Origin of the sequence: Citrobacter sp. C5_2 (assembly GCF_014596845.2) — a bacterium.
In the GTDB taxonomy this organism is placed as follows: domain Bacteria; phylum Pseudomonadota; class Gammaproteobacteria; order Enterobacterales; family Enterobacteriaceae; genus Citrobacter; species Citrobacter werkmanii.
Genome location: NZ_CP115032.1, coordinates 2,928,984 through 2,948,684, shown reverse-complemented (window position 1 = coordinate 2,948,684; position 19,701 = coordinate 2,928,984). Strand labels below are relative to the sequence as shown.

Sequence of the window (19,701 nt, the reverse complement as noted above, 5' to 3'; positions counted from 1 at the left end):
GGCGCGCTGAGTTGCCTGATGGCGCAAACACTATCAGGCAACTGACACGATCTTAGCGCTTAGCAACACGAATCGTTTGTGCCAGACGAGACGGTTTTTCTTCGGTGGTTTTCTGCGGTGCCGTGGCGTAAGCCGTTTCTACGCAAACAAATGTTTTGTAACCGTCATCCGGCATGTCGCCCATGCTGACAGACAGCGCCGGGCCTGGGTTCCAGCCCACGACATTCAGATGGTGGTGGTGGATTACATCAATATTGCGATTCAGCGCATCATCATGAATGACGCTGCACGCTTCCGGATTCAGATAGACACGATCGGTACGGTCCGGGAAGGTCTGGATACCATCAGCCAGTACGTCTTCTTTGGCATTATTCACTTTATCGATCAGACGATCGCCAAGACCGCTGACTTTTACCGCCGCAATATCACCCACATTGAAATAGGTATGCAGCGCGGAGGTGGTTTCAAACTCACCGTGCGCTTCCAGCTCCATCTCGCAGGTGGCGCCCACTTTGAAACGGGCCAGCAGGCAGAACTCGTGCGGCCAAAGCTGACGCGTTTCAGCGCTGCTTTGCAGTTCGAACGTCAGTACGACACCTTTCTCGTCTTCGTTATGCGCCTTCAGCGTCCAGGGCAGGTTACGTGCAAAACCATGAGACGGCAGGCCTGGCTGAGCGGCAGGGCCAAACCACGGCCAGCAAATCGGTACGCCGCCACGCAGCGCAACACCGGTTTTAAACGGCGTATTGTTACTTAACCACAGGACTTCTTCTTCACCGTTTGGTTTCCAGGAAAGAAGATGTGCGCCCTGCAGCGCAAAAGAGGCTTTAACCTGCGGGTGATCGACAACAATGACCTCAAGCTCATCAAGCTGACGGCGGGAGAGTACCGGGGCAATTTGTTCGACTACCGGAAGTGCAAAAATTTTATTAATCATTACGCAATCCTTTCTTCAGGCAAAAAAAAGAGCGACCGTAGTCGCTCTTACAGATTACTGTTTCATCTCAACTTATTTGGAGATGTGAGCAATCAGATCCAGAACTTTGTTGGAGTAGCCGGTTTCGTTGTCGTACCAGGATACCAGTTTCACGAAGTTGTCGTTCAGTGCGATACCTGCTTTAGCATCGAACACGGAAGTGCAAACTTCACCGTTGAAATCGGTAGATACTACGTCGTCTTCGGTGTAACCCAGAACGCCTTTCATCGGGCCTTCGGAAGCAGCTTTGATTGCTTTCTTAATTTCTTCGTAAGAAGCAGCTTTTTCCAGACGAACGGTCAGGTCAACAACGGATACGTTCGGGGTAGGAACGCGGAACGCCATACCAGTCAGTTTGCCGTTCAGTTCTGGCAGTACTTTACCTACAGCTTTAGCAGCGCCGGTAGAGGACGGGATGATGTTCTGGGATGCGCCGCGGCCGCCGCGCCAGTCTTTGTGAGACGGGCCGTCAACGGTTTTCTGAGTAGCGGTGGTCGCGTGAACAGTAGTCATCAGACCTTCGATGATGCCGAAGTTGTCGTTGATAACTTTAGCCAGCGGAGCCAGGCAGTTAGTGGTGCAGGAAGCGTTAGAAACGATGTCCTGACCTTCGTATTTGTCAAAGTTAGCGCCTTTAACAAACATCGGAGTGTTATCTTTGGACGGACCAGTCAGAACCACTTTTTTCGCGCCAGCAGTGATGTGCTTACGAGCGGTTTCATCTGTCAGGAACAGGCCAGTAGCTTCAGCTACTACGTCAACACCAACTTCGTCCCATTTCAGGTTAGCCGGATCACGTTCAGCGGTAACACGGATTTTTTTACCGTTTACGATCAGATGACCGTCTTTCACTTCAACGGTACCGTTGAAACGGCCGTGAGTGGAGTCATATTTCAGCATGTAAGCCATGTAGTCAGCGTCTAACAGGTCGTTGATTGCAACGATCTCGATGTCAGAGCGTTCTTGAGCAGCACGGAAAACAATGCGACCGATACGGCCAAAACCGTTGATACCTACTTTGATAGTCATATATTCCACCAGCTATTTGTTAGTGAATAAAAGGTTGCCTGTAAAATTACAAAAACCTTACGCAGCGTCAAGCGGAATCGTGTCAATCATTGCGACAAATCAATCTGCTGCCTAAGCTTTGCGCAACTGACTCGCCTCACTCTTCCTTTGGGCTTGAAACCACATGGGGTCGGCGGCCCGAATTTTAAAGGGCAATCAAGATAAAAACGTGATTCTGATCACGAATTGCAGGCTGCCATTTCGCAAGGATCAAGTTTAGAACAAAAGTTCGCACTCCGGTGTTAATGTTTTGTTAGAATCTGTCTCGCGATGTGAGTTTAGATAAAGCGAGATGTGAGCAAATGGCTAATCAACCTTCTCCAGAAGAACTGAAAAAAAATTTAACAGAAATGCAGTTCTACGTGACGCAGAATCACGGGACAGAACCGCCATTTACCGGGCGTTTGCTGCATAACAAGCGTGACGGCATCTACCACTGTTTGATCTGCGATAAACCGCTATTTCGTTCCGAGACAAAATATGACTCTGGCTGCGGCTGGCCCAGTTTTTACGAGCCGGTCAGCGAAGAGGCTATCCGTTACATAAAAGATACCTCGCATGGTATGCAGCGCATTGAAATCCGCTGTGGGAACTGTGATGCGCACCTGGGACACGTCTTCCCGGATGGCCCAAAACCTACCGGTGAGCGCTACTGTGTCAACTCAGCCTCTTTGAACTTTACCGATGGCGAAAACGGTGAACAAATTAAAGGCTGAAGAAACGATTCAGCAAATTATTCTACGGAGAGAGGATTTAACATGAATCTTGATGAGATGATCAACAGCATGACGCCGGAAGTTTATCAGCGCTTATCTACCGCCGTTGAACTCGGAAAATGGCCGGATGGCGTGGCGCTAACGGCAGAACAAAAAGAGAACAGCTTACAACTGGTGATGTTATGGCAGGCGCGCAACAACATTGATGCGCAACATATGACGATTGATACCAATGGTGAGATGGTGATGAAGAGCAAGCAGCAGCTAAAGGTTGAATTTGGTATTACGCCTGAGCCTATAGCAACCTTCAAATCCTGATAATCCTGGCCCGGCAGTTATGATGTCGGGCCCGCAGTCGCTGTTATTTTTTGTTCATCATCGCCTTCAGATCGGCAAACGGATTATATTTCGCTTCGCCAACAGCCTTCTGCGCATCTTCTCCGGCAATCACCGTTGAACCATACTGGTCCGCTTCCGTATATTTAGAATGCTCATGATCGTGACAATACAGGCACAACATTTCCCAGTTGCTACCATCTTCCGGGTTATTGGAGTGATCGTGATCGATATGGTGTACCGTCAACTCGCGCAAATTTGAATAGACAAACTCGCGGGAACAGCGTCCGCAGACCCAGGGGAAGAGCTTAAGCGCTTTTTCCCGGTAACCAACTTCCAGACGAGCGTAATTTTTAGGGATAAAAGCCATAAAAGCTCATGCCTCCAATAGAAAATGAATAGCTGCGCCAAAGATTGGCGCAGCGTAATTCGGTAATCATAACCTATTGTGTCAGGCGTTGGGATCAGTGTTTGATGCCCAATGAATCGGCTAACTGTTTAGCCAGTTGATTGTTGTCATCCGCACCGTATTCCCAGAACATGGCGCCTCCCAGCCCCTTACTCTTGATGTAGTCGGCTTTAATCGCCACCGAGCGCGGGTTTTCATAGGAGAGGGCAAAGAGCGCTTTCCCGTCTGCTGACTGTACCGACAGCCACGGTACTTTCGCCTCATCATCCCAATGCTGGCTAAAGCGCTTCTGCGGATCGTTGATCAGCTTCGCCACGATATCGTTGTACTTCACATAGGTATCTTTGCTCAGATCGACGCCCAATGATTTGAACAACGCAATTTGTGCTGCTTCGAAATAGGGTTGGGTGGCAGGATTCTTCTGCGCGTCAGGTTTGCTCCAATCAATTCCCGGTTCAACGGCGCGTTTTGGTACGCGTCCATAAAAACCAATACCCAGATTCATCTGGCTCGGCTTTAACCCGGCGGCGAGATAGTTATTGACCACAAAATCCGCACTGTACTTATCTGCGGCGGCGACGGTCGGCCATTTCGTCGAATCATACAGGTTGGAGTTGAAATATTGAGTGCCGTAGGCCATGTCATAGGTCATCAAATTGATGTAGTCGAGTGATGGCGCAATGGCTTTTACATCCACCCAGCTTTTCGGACTTTCCGCATTCGCGCCCACGGCAATGGTCAGTAGCTTTTTATGCCCTAATGCTGCCCGCAGCTCTTTTAACAGCGCGGTAAAGTTAGCGCGATCGGTTGGTTGGCTTTCGACCAGTCCCCATGCGCCATTGACCGGATATTCCCAGTCGAGGTCGATGCCATCCAGACCGTATTTCTCAATGATTTCCTGCGCAGACTGAATGAATACCGCTCGTGTTTCTTTCGTTGCTGCCGCGCCTGAGAATCCACGCGCACCCCAACCCCCGACAGAAAGCAGAATTTTCAGATTCGGATTCTGCTTACGCAGCTCCGGGATTTTCTGCAAATCAGCCTGCACTTTCTCTGAAAGCCAAATCTGATGCAGCTTGCTGGCGTCTTTTAGGGCGTCATTGGTTTCGTCTTTCTCGTTGTTGTAGACAAGACCAAACGAATAGTTGAGGTGGGTTATCTGGCGCACATCCAGTTTATTGATATCGCCGCCTGGACCGGCAGTGACATCGCCACCGCCATTAAAGTAGCCAACTGACATCAGTGAATTGGCGGAAACAACGCTGGCGCAGAGCAGGGGGAATGCTGCCAACAAAGGCAATAGTTTCATCGGTGTTCCTCTTTGACATTTAAACAAGTAAACACGCCACGGAAAGGCGTGGCGAAAAAAACAGCTCTTACAGATTAACCGTTTCATAACAGAAAAAATGCGAAGGGGTTCACGGCGTACAGGCGAAGCGGCCTCCACGTTTCTGTAGGTTTCAGTACATCTTTGCACTTATTTGTGATCTGAGTTGTGAAATGCAGATCTTGATCTGTGTTTTAAAGATTTTGTGTTGACCTCAAAAATTACATGGATAAGTATGATGACCACTGATGCAAAACTAAACACAAAGGAAAATTCAATGAAAGCACTGGCAAGATTTGGCAAGGCCTTTGGTGGCTACAAGATGATTGATGTTCCGGAGCCGGTATGTGGTCCGGATGACGTTGTGATTGAAATCAGGGCAGCTGCTATCTGTGGCGCAGATATGAAGCACTATAACGTTGACAGTGGTTCCGACCAGTTTAATTCGATTCGTGGTCACGAATTTGCCGGTCGAATTGTCCAGGTCGGCGACAAGGTTACGGACTGGAAAGTGGGTCAGCGCGTGGTTTCTGACAACAGCGGGCACGTTTGCGGTGTCTGTCCTGCCTGCGAACAAGGTGATTTTCTTTGTTGTACAGAAAAGGTGAATTTAGGCCTGGACAACAATACCTGGGGCGGTGGGTTTTCGAAATATTGTCTGGTTCCTGGGGAAATCCTCAAAATTCACCGCCATGCGCTGTGGGAAATCCCGCCTGGTGTTGATTATGAAGAGGCGGCAGTCCTGGACCCCATCTGTAATGCCTACAAATCTATCGCCCAACAGTCCAAATTTCTCCCAGGTCAGGACGTGGTGGTTTTCGGTACTGGCCCGCTAGGTCTCTTTTCCGTGCAAATGGCACGCATTATGGGGGCCGTTAATATCGTCATGGTCGGGCTGGAAGAGGATGTCGCGGTGCGCTTTCCTATCGCCAAAGAGTTGGGGGCGACGGCGGTCGTCAACGGTTCGAACGAAGATGTGGTCGCCCGTTGTCAGGAAATCTGCGGCAAAGACAATCTGGGATTAGTTATCGAATGTTCCGGTGCCAATATTGCCCTGAAACAAGCTATTGAAATGCTGCGTCCCAACGGTGAAGTTGTCCGCGTAGGGATGGGTTTCAAACCACTCGACTTCTCCATTAATGATATTACCGCGTGGAACAAAAGCATTATTGGTCATATGGCTTACGACTCCACTTCCTGGCGTAACGCCATTCGTCTGCTTGCGAGCGGTGCGATTAAAGTCAAACCAATGATCACTCACCGTATCGGGTTATCGCAATGGCGCGAAGGTTTTGACGCCATGGTCGATAAAACCGCGATTAAAGTCATCATGACTTACGACTTTGATGAATAACATGTTTATTAAAGGGACGTTATCGCATGGAACAGATTGCAAAACCGCACTGCGGCGCCAGGCTGGACAGGCTGCCTGACTGCCGCTGGCATACGTCGATGTTCGCTATGGTAGCCTTCGGATTACTGGTTTGCTGGAGTAATGCCGTTGGCGGATTAATTCTCGCGCAGCTAAAAGAACTCGGTTGGACCGATAATTCTACCACCGCCACGTTTTCCGCCATTACTACAGCGGGTATGTTTCTTGGTGCACTGGGTGGCGGAATTATCGGTGATAAAACCGGGCGTAAAAACGCGTTTATCCTGTATGAAGCGATTCATATTATATCCATGGTAATTGGCGCGTTTTCACCCAATATGACCTTTCTGATCGCCTGTCGTTTTGTCATGGGGGCGGGTTTAGGCGCGTTGCTGGTAACCCTTTTTGCCGGGTTTACCGAATATATGCCAGGACGGAATCGTGGCACATGGTCCAGTCGGGTCTCGTTTATCGGCAACTGGTCTTATCCGCTCTGTTCACTGATTGCGATGGGGTTAACGCCACTGATCAGCGCGGAATGGAACTGGCGCGTACAGTTGTTGATTCCGGCTGTGCTGTCGCTCATTGCAACCGTTATTGCATGGCGCAGTTTCCCGGAGTCGCCCCGTTGGCTGGAGTCTCGCGGACGCTATCAGGAAGCTGAACAGGTGATGCGGGCCATTGAAGACGGTGTCATTCGACAGACAGGTAAGCCACTACCGCCGGTCGTGACAGAAGATGATGACAAACAACCGCGTTCAGTGCCGTACTCCGCCTTATTAACGGGAGTTTTATTAAAGCGGGTGATTCTGGGCTCCTTTGTTCTGATTGCCATGAACGTTGTGCAGTACACCTTAATTAACTGGTTACCGACAATATTTATGACTCATGGGATTAATCTGAAAGACTCCATAGTCTTAAATACCATGAGTATGTTCGGTGCGCCGTTTGGGATTTTCATCGCCATGCTGGTAATGGATAAAATTCCGAGGAAAACGATGGGGGTGGGGTTATTAGTGTTAATTGCCGTGCTGGGTTATATCTATTCGCTGCAAACCAGCATGTTGCTAATCACATTAATTGGTTTCTTCCTGATTACCTTTGTGTATATGTACGTTTGCTATGCCTCCGCGGTATATGTTCCAGAGATATGGCCGACTGAAGCGAAGCTGCGCGGGTCTGGGCTTGCTAACGCGATAGGGCGTATCAGCGGTATCGCCGCGCCTTATGCGGTCGCTGTATTACTTAATAGTTATGGCGTGACGGGCGTATTTGTACTGCTGGGCGCAGTCTCAATTATTGTCGCTGTTGCTATTGCCACCATTGGAATTGAAACAAAAGGCGTCTCTGTCGAGAGTCTCGGTATCGATGCCGTTACCAGCAAATAATATTGACGGGAAATAAAATGAAAAATTCAAAAGCGATATTAAAAACGCCGGGCACGATGAAAATCATTGCCGCCGATATTCCGGTACCTAAAGAGCATGAAGTGCTAATTAAAGTTGAATATGTTGGTATTTGCGGTTCAGATGTTCACGGTTTTGAATCGGGCCCCTTTATTCCGCCGAAAGACCCCAATCAGGAAATAGGTCTTGGGCATGAATGCGCCGGTACGGTGGTGGCAGTGGGAAGTCGCGTTAGTAAATTTAAACCGGGCGACCGGGTCAACATTGAACCCGGCGTGCCGTGTGGCCACTGCCGCTACTGTCTGGAAGGGAAATACAACATCTGTCCTGACGTCGATTTTATGGCCACACAGCCAAATTATCGCGGTGCGCTAACGTACTATCTGTGCCACCCGGAAAGCTTTACTTACAAGCTGCCGGACAATATGGACACCATGGAAGGCGCTCTGGTAGAGCCTGCGGCGGTAGGGATGCATGCCGCAATGCTGGCGGACGTGAAGCCGGGCAAGAAAATCGTCATTCTGGGGGCTGGCTGTATTGGTTTAATGACCCTGCAAGCCTGTAAATGTTTGGGGGCTACCGACATCGCTGTTGTTGATGTCCTGGATAAACGTCTGGCGATGGCCGGGCAGCTTGGCGCGACGGTCGTGATTAACGGTGCGAAGGAGGACACCGTTGTCTGCTGCCAACAGTTTTCCGGCGATATGGGGGCAGACATTGTTTTCGAAACGGCCGGTTCGGCCATCACGGTTAAGCAGGCGCCATATCTGGTAATGCGCGGTGGGAAAATCATGATCGTGGGCACGGTGCCTGGCGATTCAGCGATTAACTTCCTCAAAATTAATCGTGAAGTCTCAATACAAACTGTTTTCCGCTATGCCAATCGCTACCCGGTCACCATTGAAGCCATCTCCTCCGGGCGTTTCGATGTGAAGTCGATGGTGACGCATATTTATGATTATGCAGATGTTCAGCGCGCGTTTGACGAATCCGTCAATAACAAACGCGAGATTATTAAAGGCGTTATTAAAATTAACCATTAATTAAATAGGGAGAAACACCATGCTGGCAGATATTAAATATTGGGAAAACGATGCTCAGAATAAACATTATGCGATTGCTCACTTTAACGTGTGGAATGCGGAAATGTTAATGGGGGTCATTGATGCGGCAGAAGAGGCTAAATCGCCGGTAATTATCTCTTTCGGCACCGGATTTGTGGGGAATACCTCGTTTGAGGATTTTTCGCACATGATGGTTTCGATGGCGAAAAAGGCCTCGGTACCGGTTATTACTCATTGGGATCACGGACGTAGCATGGAGATTATTCACAACGCCTGGGTCCATGGCATGAACTCTCTGATGCGCGATGCCTCCGCCTTTGATTTTGAAGAGAATATTCGTCTGACCAAAGAGGCTGTGGACTTCTTTCATCCGTTAGGCATTCCGGTCGAAGCGGAGCTGGGCCATGTGGGCAATGAGACGGTCTACGAAGAGGCGCTGGCGGGTTATCACTATACCGACCCGAGCCAGGCGGCGGAATTTGTCGAGCGTACCGGCTGCGACTCTCTGGCGGTGGCGATTGGCAACCAGCATGGCGTATATACCTCCGAGCCGAAACTTAATTTCGAGGTGGTTGAGCGAGTTCGCCGAGCGGTTTCTGTTCCGCTGGTGCTGCACGGGGCATCCGGCATTAGCGATGCGGATATTAAAAAAGCCATCTCATTAGGCATCTCTAAAATCAATATTCATACCGAACTGTGTCAGGCGGCAATGGTGGCGGTGCAGGAGAACCAGAACCAGCCATTCCTGCATGTTGAACGTGAAGTTCGTAAAGCAGTAAAAGAGCGAGCGTTGGAAAAAATCAAACTGTTTGGCTCTGACGGTAAAGCGGAATGACAATATGGATAATATCGAGGTTATTTGTATAGGGGCTGCAATTGTTGATATCCCCTTACAGCCAGTGAGTAAAAATATCTTTGATGTAGATTCTTATCCGTTAGAACGTATTACCATGACCACCGGGGGCGACGCGATTAATGAAGCGACTATTATTTCTCGCCTTGGGCATCGTACTGCGTTAATTAGTCGGGTAGGGGATGATGCGGCAGGTCATTTTATTCTCGACCACTGTCGTCGGGAGAACATTGATATTCAAAGTCTGAAACAGGATGCGGATATTGATACTTCTATTAACGTGGGTTTGGTTACGGCTGATGGCGAACGCACCTTCGTCACCAACCGCAATGGCAGCCTGTGGAAGCTGAATATAAACGATGTTGATTTTGACCGCTTCTCTCAGGTAAAGCTGCTGTCTCTGGCGAGTATTTTTAACAGCCCGCTACTCGACGGCGAAGCATTAACGACGATTTTCACTCAGGCGAAAGCACATCGGTTAATTATTTGTGCCGATATGATTAAACCACGACTTAATGAAACGCTGAACGATATTCGCCAGGCTTTGAGCTACGTAGACTATCTGTTTCCTAATTTTGAGGAAGCAAAACAGCTTACCGGCAAAGAGACGCTGGATGAAATTGCCGACAGTTTCCTGAGCTGTGGCGTAAAACGGTAGTGATTAAGACCGGTAAAAGAGGCTGCTTTATCAAGCGTACCGATATGAAAATGGAGGTCCCGGCGGTTTCAGGAATTACCGCTATCGACACCATCGGCGCGGGAGATAATTTTGCCTCGGGATTTATCTCCGCGTTACTTGAAGGCAAGTCGCTGCGCGAGTGCGCACTGTTTGCTAACGCAACGGCAGCAATATCGGTACTGAGCGTGGGCGCCACAACGGGCGTAAAAAACAGAAAGCTGGTTGAACAACTTCTTGATGAATATGAAGGGTAATAACGGCAGATGAAAAAGATTCCTTTAGGCAGTACGGATATTATGCTTTCCCGCATGGGATTAGGGACATGGGCCATTGGCGGCGGTCCGGCATGGAACGGCGATCTCGATCTACAGGTTTGTATCGATACCATTGTCGAGGCGCATCGCTGCGGTATTAATCTGATTGATACCGCTCCAGGCTACAACTTTGGTAATAGTGAAATCATTGTTGGGCAGGCGCTGAAAAAGTTACCGCGTAAAGATATCGTGGTTGAAACTAAATGCGGCATCGTCTGGGAGCGGACAGGCAGCCTTTTTAACAAAGTGGGCGATCGCCAGTTGTATAAAAACCTCACGCCCGAGTCGATTCGTGAAGAGGTCAATGCCAGTTTGCAAAGGTTGGGTATAGAAAGCATTGATATCTATATGACCCACTGGCAATCGGTCGAACCCTGTTTTACACCGATTGCGGAAACCGTAGACACGCTGAACGCACTTAAGAAAGAAGGCAAGATTCGATCTATCGGTGCCGCCAACGTGGATGCAGGGCATATCAGGGAGTATCTCAAACACGGTGAGCTGGATATCATCCAGGCTAAGTACAGCATCCTTGATCGCGGACTGGAAGCTGAATTGTTGCCGTTATGTCAGCAGCATGGCATCGTCGTGCAGGTTTATTCACCGCTCGAACAGGGTTTACTGACTGGAACAATCGCGCGGGATTATATTCCTGGCGGCGCACGGGCCAACAAAGTCTGGTTCCAACGGGAAAATATGCTGCGGGTGATTGATATGCTCGAGCAATGGCGGCCATTGTGTGAAAAATACAGTTGCACGATCCCCGCGCTGGCGTTGGCGTGGATTTTGAAGCAAAGCGATTTAATCACCTTACTGAGCGGAGCGACCGCGCCTGAACAGGTTCGCGAAAACGTCGAGGCGCTGACCGTTGCCCTGACTGATGGCGATTCGTTATTGATGAGACAAATGGCAGAAGCGTTGGATATAAAATAACCCAGCTGGCAATGACCTCTGTTTCTGTGTAAAAGAGTACTAAATCTGTGATTCAGACATGTTCTTTTGAAAATAAACATAGCCTGTGAGATACTAGGGTCTTATTATTACTTTGCAGGAAACAGAGGTGTCATCGTGGCGGCAAAAGACAGGATTCAGGCCATTAAGCAAATGGTGGCTAATGATAAGAAAGTGGCGGTATCTAATTTAAGTTCCATCTTTCAGGTAACTGAGGAAACAATTCGCCGCGATCTCGAGAAGTTGGAAGATGAAGGTTTTTTGACCCGAACATATGGTGGTGCGGTACTTAATACCACCGCGTTGTCTGACAATATTCATTTTTATAAACGTGCAAAGTCTTTTTTTGAAGAGAAGCAGATCATTGCTCGTAATGCATTACCGTTTATTAAAAATAAGACCACAATGGCCGCTGACTCCAGCAGTACGGCGATGGAATTATTAAAGCTGTTAAAGGAAAGAAACGATCTGACGCTGCTAACCAACTCGGCTGAAGCATTTCATGAACTGGCGCAGTCAGAAATTAACGTCGTTTCTACTGGCGGCGAGCTGAATAAGAATACGTTGTCGTTGCAGGGAAGGATCACCAAGGAGATCATCAGTCGCTATCATGTTGATATTATGGTGATGAGCTGCAAAGGCCTGGATATGCAAAGTGGGGCGCTTGACTCTAACGAAGCAGAAGCGGAAATCAAAAAAACCATGATCCGCCAGGCGACTGAGGTGGCCCTGTTGGTTGATCACTCAAAGTTTGATCGTAAAGCTTTCGTCCAGCTCGTGGACTTTAGCCATATTAACTACCTTATAACCAATAAGGCACCGGGTGCAGAGTGGATTGCGTTTTGTAAAGAGAATAATATTCAACTCGTTTATTAACTTTAACGTTACTCGTGTCGATATTATTTTAGTTTGCACCTGGATAATGCCATAAAAATCTAATGATGATGGATGGCGCGGCAAAATTACTACTGCCGCGATCGCCATACTTTCTATTTAGTTGAATTTGAGGCATCCAGATGGAACAATGTGACCCTATCGGTGCAAGATTAGATCGTTTACCCTTATCGCGATTTCATTTTCGTATTTTTGGCATTATAAGTTTTAGTTTATTAGTCACCGGTTTCCTCAGTTATTCCGGGAATGTGGTATTGGCAAAATTAGTCAGTACCGGTTGGTCTAACAATTATCTCAACGCAGCATTTACCTCGGCGCTGATGTTTGGCTATTTTGTCGGTTCGCTAACCGGGGGCTTTATTGGTGATTATCTCGGTCGACGCAAGGCATTCCGCATTAATTTGCTGATTGTTGGGGTCTCTGCTTGCGCGGCAACGTTTGTGCCCAACATGTACTGGCTTATTTTTTTCCGTTGCCTGATGGGGATCGGGATGGGGGCGCTGATTATGGTGGGCTATGCTTCATTTACCGAATTTATTCCGCCTGCAGTACGTGGAAAGTGGTCTGCCCGCCTGTCATTTGTTGGTAACTGGTCGCCGATGCTGTCCGCAGCTGTTGGCGTCGTGGTTATTGCCTGGTTAAGCTGGCGGGTGATGTTTCTGCTCGGTGGCGCGACAATGCTGTTGGCCTGGTATCTGTCCGGAAAGTACTTTATCGAATCTCCCCGTTGGCTGGCTGGTAAGGGACAGAGAAGTGAAGCTGAAAAACACCTGGTACTGGTGGAGTCGCAGATTGAGACAGAGAAAAATATCACCTTACCCTCCTGTCAGAGCCATTGCCTGGTGGTGCACTCTGGCGTGGAAAGTGGTTCATTTTGGCTACTGTTCAAGGGGCCGATGTTGCGCTGTACGCTGGTGGCGATCACTGTGCTTATCGCGATGAATATTTCGCTCTATACCATCACGGTATGGATCCCAACGATTTTTGTTAATTCGGGAATCGATGTGACGAAGTCTATCTTTATGACCGCGATAATTATGATTGGCGCGCCCGTTGGAATATTTATTGCCGCGATGATTATCGATCGTTTTCCACGGAGGCTGTTTGGTTCACTCTTACTCGTTATTATCGCGCTGCTCGGATATTTCTATTCGATTCAAACCGAAGAGTGGGCCATTTTGAGCTACGGGTTGGTGATGATTTTTTTTCTGTATATGTATGTTTGCTTTGCCTCTGCGGTATATGTCCCGGAGTTATGGCCGACACATCTGAGATTGCGTGGTTCGGGTTTCGTGAATGCGGTGGGCAGGATTGTCGCGGTATTTACGCCTTATGGCGTCGCTATTCTGTTGACACGCTACGGCTCGACCACTGTCTTTATCGTGCTGGGCGTTATGCTGGTGCTCTGCGCACTGATTCTGTTGTGCTTTGGCATCGAAACACGCAAAGTTTCTCTGGAAGAGATTTCAACCCTGGCCTGAAATAACGTGCCGACAGGAGCGATCCTGTCGGCGTCGCTTACGGTTGGGTTTCCAGCCAGTCATCCAGCGTATACAACGTCGCACCCGCCGCCGCCATTTCCATAAAGGCGTTTGCACTGTCCTGGGGGTGAATATTGACGCCACGACAACCGTCGGTAATGACGCTGACGGCGTAACCCAGATCGAGCGCATCCAGAACGGTAAATTTTACGCAATAATCGGTCGCCAGCCCCATGATGATGAGCTCGGCAACGCGATGTTCGAGCAGCCATGCGTTCAGTGCGGTTGCCTGACGACGACCATTATCAAAAAACGCACTATAACTGTCGACCAGCGGGTTTTCGCCCTTAGTGAAGGTTTGCGCTATCGCGCGCTGGTTCAGCAAAGGATGCAAGGCTGCCCCTTCGCTGTTTTGCACGCAATGGTCGGGCCAGAACGTCTGCGCCAGGCCGTCCAGTTGCCCCTGACTGTATGGTTCAACCTGGTGCTGGCTGGCAAAACTACCATGATTAGCCGGATGCCAGTCGAGACTGGCGACGACGGTGTCGCCGCGCGGGGCGCACCAGTCGATCAGGCGGTTAGCAATATCGATGGTGCTGTCGCCTTGCGGGACGGCGAGGGCGCCGCCGGCACAAAAGTCATTCTGTAAATCGACCAACAGTAAGGCTCGGGTCATGGGCATTAACTCCTTTATTCGTCTGGCGTGAGCTCGCCACGCAGGTTTTGCGACATAGCTTGACGAATGCTCTGCGTGTCCAGCCCCTGACTCAGCAAATAGTGCAGTTTGGTCAGCGTTGCTTCGACCGTCATATCCGCGCCGCCGATAACGCCAGCATGCGCCAGCGCGTTCCCCGTCGCGTAACCCCCCATGTTCACCTTGCCGGACATACACTGCGTAAGGTTAACCACCACGATGCCGCGTGAGCTGGCATCTTCAAGCTCTTGCAGAAACTCTTTATTTTGCGGCGCATTGCCCACGCCGTAAGAGCGTAAAATTAACGCTTTAACCGGCTGGCGCAAGAAGTTGCGTACCACATCCGCAGAAATCCCAGGATAAATAGTCACCACGCCAATCGGTTGTGGCGTGATAGGGTGAACAATCAGTTCGCCCGTACCGTGTGGCGCAGGTGGTGTTCCCAGTCGACGGATATGGATACCCGCTTCCAGTAGAGGGGAAAGATTGGGTGAGGCAAAAGCGTCAAAACCATCGGCATGCGCTTTGGTGGTACGGTTGCCGCGAAACAGTCGATTATTGAAGAACAGGGTCACTTCGTTAATCGGATAATTCGCTGCAACGTAGAGCGCATTCAGCAAATTAATTTGTCCGTCGGAGCGTAATTCTGCCAGTGGTATTTGTGACCCTGTCACAATCACCGGCTTGCCGAGATTCTCCAGCATGAAAGAGAGTGCCGAAGCGGTAAACGCCATGGTGTCGGTACCGTGGAGAATGACAAAACCATCGTAATCGTCATAGTGCGATTTAATGTCTTCCGCAATATGCTGCCAGTCTTCCGGCGTCATATCGGAAGAATCCATCAGCGGATCGTATTCATGGATGGTGAAGTCTGGCATCTCAGGGCGGTGGAATTCTGGCATCAATGCCAGCTGGCGCTGAAGATGACCAGAAACGGGGATATAACCCTGTTCTGAGCGCTGCATACCAATGGTACCGCCGGTATAGGCAACGTAAATCGATTTCTTTTGCATGGGCGTCACAGATTAAGTTGTGCATAAACAGGCGCAGTATAAAGTCCCTCCTGAAAAAAGACAGCGCAAATGACGCATACCGGTTGTCTGATCAATATGTCATTTACGTTCAGTGCGTTGTCCCGATTATACAGTGTGGTTCTCCCCCCTCAGTCCTACAGTATCGACCTTCTTTTACGCGTACTTTTACGGATCGAGAAATGATCAGAAAGAGAATTGATAATGCCGCTATTTTGCTGATGGTGGTGATTTGCGGTGTCTGGGGCAGTCAACAGGTTGCGATTAAATCCGCGGCTGATGATATGTCGCCGTTTCTTCAGGTGGGGTTGCGTTCTGCAATCGCCGCGCTGCTGATTGGACTGCTTTTTCACCGCCGGGATAATATATTTGGCCGCCTGCGTGAGCGCAGTATTGCCAGAATGGGTACTATCGTTGGGCTGCTTTTTGCGCTTGAGTTCGTGTTGGTTTCTGTCGGAATAACGCTGACGACTGCCTCTCATATGGCGCTTTATCTGTACACCGCGCCGTTGTTTTCCGCTGTCGGGTTACATATTATTTTGCCTGAGGAACGCCTGAGCCGCCTGCAGTGGTGCGGGTTGGGCATCGCCTTTTTCGGGATTGCCGTCGCCGTGATGTGGGTTGCGCATGACGGGAATACGCAGTGGAGTCTGGCAGGCGATTTGTGCGGGCTGTTTGCGGGCATTGCCTGGGGAACGTCCAGCGTTGTGATTCGCTGCAGTCGTCTTGCTACCATTCCTTCATCGTGTACGTTGTTTTATCAACTCGCTATCACCGGTATTGTGTTATTGCTTATTGGTTTGATGCTGGGTGAAACGACGATACATATGACCTCGACATTGATGGCTAGTCTGACTTTCCAGACGCTGGTCGTCGCATTTTCAAGCTATCTAATCTGGTTCACTCTGCTGCGTAATTATCATGTTGCTTCGCTGGGAACGCTGGTTCTGATGACGCCTGCGATGGGGATTATCGCCGGCGTGATGTTTCTGGGAGAATCGCTACAGCCTGCGTTTATCGTAGGGGCGCTGTTGATACTGATAGGATTGCTTTGTGTGTCATTACCGTCCCGGGCAATTTTGCGCCATCGCCCGGGTTTAAACCGGAGCCTGAAGTGAAGAAAAACAACATTGCGTTGCCCCCAGGTGGAAAAGCGGATCGCGATATTATCACCGCCATTGATGCGAACCAGACAGCGATGCCCCTCAGGCCGCAATTAAATGTCGGGATTGTACTATGGCCTGAATTTCCTTTACTGGCACTGGCGGGGTTGACGGATGCGCTGCGTCACGCGGCGGATATGGGGGATGACAGCCAGAAGATCCGCTGTTCCTGGCGTCTGATGAGCGCTACGCCAGAACAGCCTGTTTTAAGCAGTTCGGGCATGGCGATGATGCCGGATAGCGCATTCGTTACCCCGGAACAGTTCGATTATATCGTGGTGATCGGTGGGCTATTGCGCAGTATGGCAAAAGCGGACCCTGCCGCGCGGCGTTATCTGCATCTTGCCCATCAGCGGAATATCCCGCTGGTCGGTGTTTGTACGGGCAGCTTTGTTCTGGCGCAGGAGGGTTTTCTACAGGGATTAACTGCGGCGGTTCATCCCTGGCATCTGAACGATTTTAAGACGCAATTTCCTCTGTTGACCGCCCGAACCGGCGTCGATTTCCATGAAGAAAAGGGGATACTGACTTGCCCGGGCGGTATCTCAACGATCGGACTGGCGACGGAGCTTATTCGCCGACACTGTGGCCCCGACAGAGCGACAAAAGCCATTTTCCAGATGTCAGTGCCTAACCGAATAGACGGCACTTCCGTGGCGGTTTCCAGAGCGATAGGCTTTACGCATGTGAGCGATAGCCGCTTACGTAAGGCCGTATTTTTGATTGAGAAAGGGTTGGTTAAACCTATCTCCACCCAATGGCTTGCCGCAGAAGTCAATCTGAGTCCACGGCAGTTGACCCGGTTGTTTAATGCTGAGTTTTCTCAGTCGCCGGGGGAGTTTATCCGTAGCGCCCGATTGCGTTATGCCCATTGGCTGCTGATAAATTCTGGAGAGAGCGTAACGGAGATTGCGCTGCGTCTGGGGTTTAGCGACTGCGCGCACTTTATTCGCATGTTTAGTCGGGAATTTGGCTGTACGCCTGGGGATTGTCGGAATACCCGAATCAATGCTGCCCCATCCGGGGCAGCATTTGACGGTTAACGAACGTTGGCGCAGGTCAGGCAAAACGCATAGCGGTTTTGCGGATCGTTAAACGCGGCCAGCTTATCGCTTTCAGCTTTTACCGTACTTGCCGCAGAAGCCAGCGGAGCCGGAAGCATTGCCTGAATGGCAGCGGGCAGCATGGCGCGAACCGAACCTGACATACTGTCCATGACCATATCCACGAATGTGGGTTCGTCCTGGTAATACTCAATGTGCCATTGTTTCAGTTTGGCCAGTTCAGCCGCTTTCGCGACGGCGTCGTCAAAATCCCCCAGACTGTCGACCAGACCGTTGGCTTTCGCATCCTGGCCGGTCCAGACGTGGCCCTGAGCGATTTTGTCAATCTGCTCTGGCGTTGTCTTACGTGCATTCGCGACCAGCGTGATAAAGCGCTTATAGCCGTTCTCGATGCTCAGTTGCATCATTTGCTGTACTTCAGGCGGTAACGCTTTAGTGATGGAAATGTCCGCCAGCGGGGAGGTGGCTACGCCGTCGGTATGTACGCCAATGGAATCCAGACTGTTTTCCACGGTGTTGATCACGCCAAAGATCCCGATTGAACCGGTCAGTGTGCTGGGGTTAGCCACAATGTAACTGGCTGGCGTGGAGATCCAGTAACCGCCTGATGCCGCCATACCGCCCATCGACACGACGACCGGTTTGCCCGCTGCTTTGGCCGCAGCCAGTTCAGCGCGGATCACTTCGGAGGCGCTGACGCTGCCGCCAGGACTGTTCACTCGCAGAACAATGGCTTTCACCTTCGGATCAAGACGCGCTTCGCGGATTTGTGCGGCAGTGGTGTCGCCGCCCACATTCCCTGGGGTTTCTTCACCGTCCATAATCGCGCCATTCGCGAAGATGACGCCAATGCTCTCTCCGGTATCCGCCGGGGTTTTCAGCGAATAATCGTAGTAGCTGACGGCGCGGAAGTTTTTATCCGCTTTGCTCCAGCCGAACTGTTTGGTCAGCATTTTTTCGACTTCAGCGCTGGAGGCGAGTGCATCCACCAGTTTGTTGTCGAGCGCGTATTTTGCGGTATCACCCTCGACTTTTGTCAAACCGTCCAGCATCGCTTGCGCGCCGGGGAACACCTGCTGGGCTGGGATCTGACGGTTTGCGGCTACCGTATCGAGATAGTTCTGCCACAGCTCGCCGATCCAGCGGCTATCGGCCTCGCGCGCGGCAGGGGACATATCATCGCGGATGAAGGGTTCTACCGCAGACTTATAGGTACCGACGCGGAACACGTGCGTTGAGACTTTCAGTTTATCCAGCAGGGACTTGTAGTACAGACCGTTAGTGGCAAAACCGTGCAGATCAACGGAACCCTGCGGAGAAAGGTAAATTTTGGTGGCAAAACTGGCGAGGTAATATTGCCCCTGGCTGAAGTTATCGCCCACGGCAAAGACCGGTTTACCGCTGTCGCGGAATTCCCGCAGCGCTTTACCGATGTACTGCATGGACGGCTGATCGGCCCCGGCAAAGTTTTTCAAATCCATCACGATGCCGGTGATGTTGCGGTCATCTTTCGCCTGGCGAATGGTATTCACGATATCAAACAGGGAGTTTTCCTGCAGTCGGTCAGAACTGGCGCCAAACAGTTGACGACCAATGGCGCTCAAGCGACTGGTGCTTGAAGGCTTGTCGACAATCACGCCCGAGATATCCAACAGCAGCGCGCCACGTTCAGCATGTTCACTGGTGTTGCTGCTACTGACTTGCATCCAGATCCCCACGCCAACCAGCACCAAGAAGATAAAGAACAGGTTAAGCACAAATTCACGGACGAAATTGAGTAATCGCCATGTCCATTTAAAAAATCCGGCAATAAATCGCCACAGGGTTCGCATGTATTCTCCCTACCGATTAACAACACGCCACCCGGTTATCCCGAAAAAGGCGTTAAGATGTGGCTATCGTA

Annotated in this window: 18 protein-coding genes and 1 pseudogene; 12 read left to right on the top strand and 7 right to left on the bottom strand. The window is 50.2% G+C overall.

Annotated features, from left to right (window positions below):
- Window positions 1-52: 52 nt before the first annotated feature.
- Window positions 53-937: a D-hexose-6-phosphate mutarotase gene (locus tag ICA20_RS14435; RefSeq protein WP_038640060.1), complete on the bottom strand. Its 885-nt coding sequence runs from the start codon at window positions 935-937 to the stop codon at window positions 53-55.
- Between the two features lie 72 nt (window positions 938-1,009).
- Window positions 1,010-2,005 (bottom strand): glyceraldehyde-3-phosphate dehydrogenase, encoded by a 996-nt coding sequence (gapA, locus tag ICA20_RS14430; RefSeq protein ID WP_003030697.1) that lies wholly within the window; start codon window positions 2,003-2,005, stop codon window positions 1,010-1,012.
- A 341-nt stretch (window positions 2,006-2,346) separates the two neighbouring features.
- Between gapA and msrB the strand changes: the two genes are divergently transcribed.
- Together msrB and ICA20_RS14420 are read left to right on the top strand one after the other, a co-directional pair.
- Complete coding sequence (gene msrB, locus ICA20_RS14425) at window positions 2,347-2,760, top strand: peptide-methionine (R)-S-oxide reductase MsrB (protein WP_006684886.1); 414 nt, start codon at window positions 2,347-2,349, stop codon at window positions 2,758-2,760.
- Between the two features lie 42 nt (window positions 2,761-2,802).
- Complete coding sequence (locus ICA20_RS14420; RefSeq protein ID WP_003030693.1) at window positions 2,803-3,078, top strand: YeaC family protein; 276 nt, start codon at window positions 2,803-2,805, stop codon at window positions 3,076-3,078.
- A gap of 43 nt (window positions 3,079-3,121) precedes the next feature.
- Here the strand turns inward: ICA20_RS14420 and yajD are convergent, their stop codons facing one another.
- Both yajD and ICA20_RS14410 read right to left on the bottom strand, forming a co-directional pair.
- Window positions 3,122-3,466 (bottom strand): HNH nuclease YajD, encoded by a 345-nt coding sequence (gene yajD, locus ICA20_RS14415; RefSeq protein ID WP_038640066.1) that lies wholly within the window; start codon window positions 3,464-3,466, stop codon window positions 3,122-3,124.
- 94 nt (window positions 3,467-3,560) lie between these two features.
- Window positions 3,561-4,814 (bottom strand): glycoside hydrolase family 18 protein, encoded by a 1,254-nt coding sequence (locus ICA20_RS14410; RefSeq protein WP_038640069.1) that lies wholly within the window; start codon window positions 4,812-4,814, stop codon window positions 3,561-3,563.
- A gap of 295 nt (window positions 4,815-5,109) precedes the next feature.
- Between ICA20_RS14410 and ICA20_RS14405 the strand changes: the two genes are divergently transcribed.
- The 8 genes and pseudogenes from ICA20_RS14405 to ICA20_RS14370 all read left to right on the top strand — a co-directional run bounded on the left by ICA20_RS14405 (window position 5,110) and on the right by ICA20_RS14370 (window position 13,846).
- Window positions 5,110-6,186, top strand: coding sequence for a zinc-binding dehydrogenase (locus tag ICA20_RS14405; protein ID WP_038640072.1), 1,077 nt, complete (start codon window positions 5,110-5,112; stop codon window positions 6,184-6,186).
- A gap of 26 nt (window positions 6,187-6,212) precedes the next feature.
- Entirely contained in the window at window positions 6,213-7,592 is a 1,380-nt protein-coding gene (locus ICA20_RS14400; RefSeq protein ID WP_038640074.1) for an MFS transporter, read from the top strand.
- A 17-nt stretch (window positions 7,593-7,609) separates the two neighbouring features.
- A complete protein-coding gene (locus tag ICA20_RS14395) occupies window positions 7,610-8,653 on the top strand; it encodes an NAD(P)-dependent alcohol dehydrogenase (RefSeq protein ID WP_038640076.1) in 1,044 nt (347 codons plus the stop codon).
- A gap of 19 nt (window positions 8,654-8,672) precedes the next feature.
- The gene (locus ICA20_RS14390) at window positions 8,673-9,509 is read left to right on the top strand and encodes a ketose-bisphosphate aldolase (RefSeq protein WP_038640077.1); all 837 of its coding nucleotides are present in this window, start codon (window positions 8,673-8,675) and stop codon (window positions 9,507-9,509) included.
- Between the two features lie 4 nt (window positions 9,510-9,513).
- Window positions 9,514-10,460 (top strand): annotated as a pseudogene (locus tag ICA20_RS14385) (sugar kinase).
- A 9-nt stretch (window positions 10,461-10,469) separates the two neighbouring features.
- Window positions 10,470-11,453 (top strand): aldo/keto reductase, encoded by a 984-nt coding sequence (locus tag ICA20_RS14380; RefSeq protein WP_038640078.1) that lies wholly within the window; start codon window positions 10,470-10,472, stop codon window positions 11,451-11,453.
- 135 nt (window positions 11,454-11,588) lie between these two features.
- Entirely contained in the window at window positions 11,589-12,347 is a 759-nt protein-coding gene (locus tag ICA20_RS14375) for a DeoR/GlpR family DNA-binding transcription regulator (protein ID WP_032943120.1), read from the top strand.
- A gap of 140 nt (window positions 12,348-12,487) precedes the next feature.
- Window positions 12,488-13,846: an MFS transporter gene (locus ICA20_RS14370; protein ID WP_038640079.1), complete on the top strand. Its 1,359-nt coding sequence runs from the start codon at window positions 12,488-12,490 to the stop codon at window positions 13,844-13,846.
- A 37-nt stretch (window positions 13,847-13,883) separates the two neighbouring features.
- Here the strand turns inward: ICA20_RS14370 and pncA are convergent, their stop codons facing one another.
- The gene (gene pncA / locus ICA20_RS14365) at window positions 13,884-14,528 is read right to left on the bottom strand and encodes a bifunctional nicotinamidase/pyrazinamidase (RefSeq protein WP_129694905.1); all 645 of its coding nucleotides are present in this window, start codon (window positions 14,526-14,528) and stop codon (window positions 13,884-13,886) included.
- Window positions 14,529-14,536: 8 nt separating this feature from the next.
- The gene (gene ansA / locus ICA20_RS14360) at window positions 14,537-15,553 is read right to left on the bottom strand and encodes an asparaginase (protein WP_038640081.1); all 1,017 of its coding nucleotides are present in this window, start codon (window positions 15,551-15,553) and stop codon (window positions 14,537-14,539) included.
- A 200-nt stretch (window positions 15,554-15,753) separates the two neighbouring features.
- On the opposite strand from ansA, the gene ICA20_RS14355 reads away from it, so the two are divergent.
- Window positions 15,754-16,689, top strand: a complete 936-nt coding sequence (locus ICA20_RS14355) for a DMT family transporter (RefSeq protein ID WP_051594515.1) — start codon at window positions 15,754-15,756, stop codon at window positions 16,687-16,689.
- Complete coding sequence (locus tag ICA20_RS14350) at window positions 16,686-17,777, top strand: helix-turn-helix domain-containing protein (RefSeq protein WP_038640083.1); 1,092 nt, start codon at window positions 16,686-16,688, stop codon at window positions 17,775-17,777. The genes ICA20_RS14355 and ICA20_RS14350 overlap by 4 nt, the downstream gene beginning before the upstream one ends.
- Here ICA20_RS14350 and sppA read toward each other — a convergent pair.
- Window positions 17,774-19,630 carry a signal peptide peptidase SppA gene (gene sppA / locus ICA20_RS14345; RefSeq protein WP_038640084.1) on the bottom strand — a complete coding sequence of 619 codons (1,857 nt, stop codon included), beginning with the start codon at window positions 19,628-19,630 and terminating at the stop codon, window positions 17,774-17,776. The two genes, ICA20_RS14350 and sppA, sit on opposite strands and share 4 nt — an antisense overlap.
- Between the last annotated feature and the right edge of the window lie 71 nt (window positions 19,631-19,701).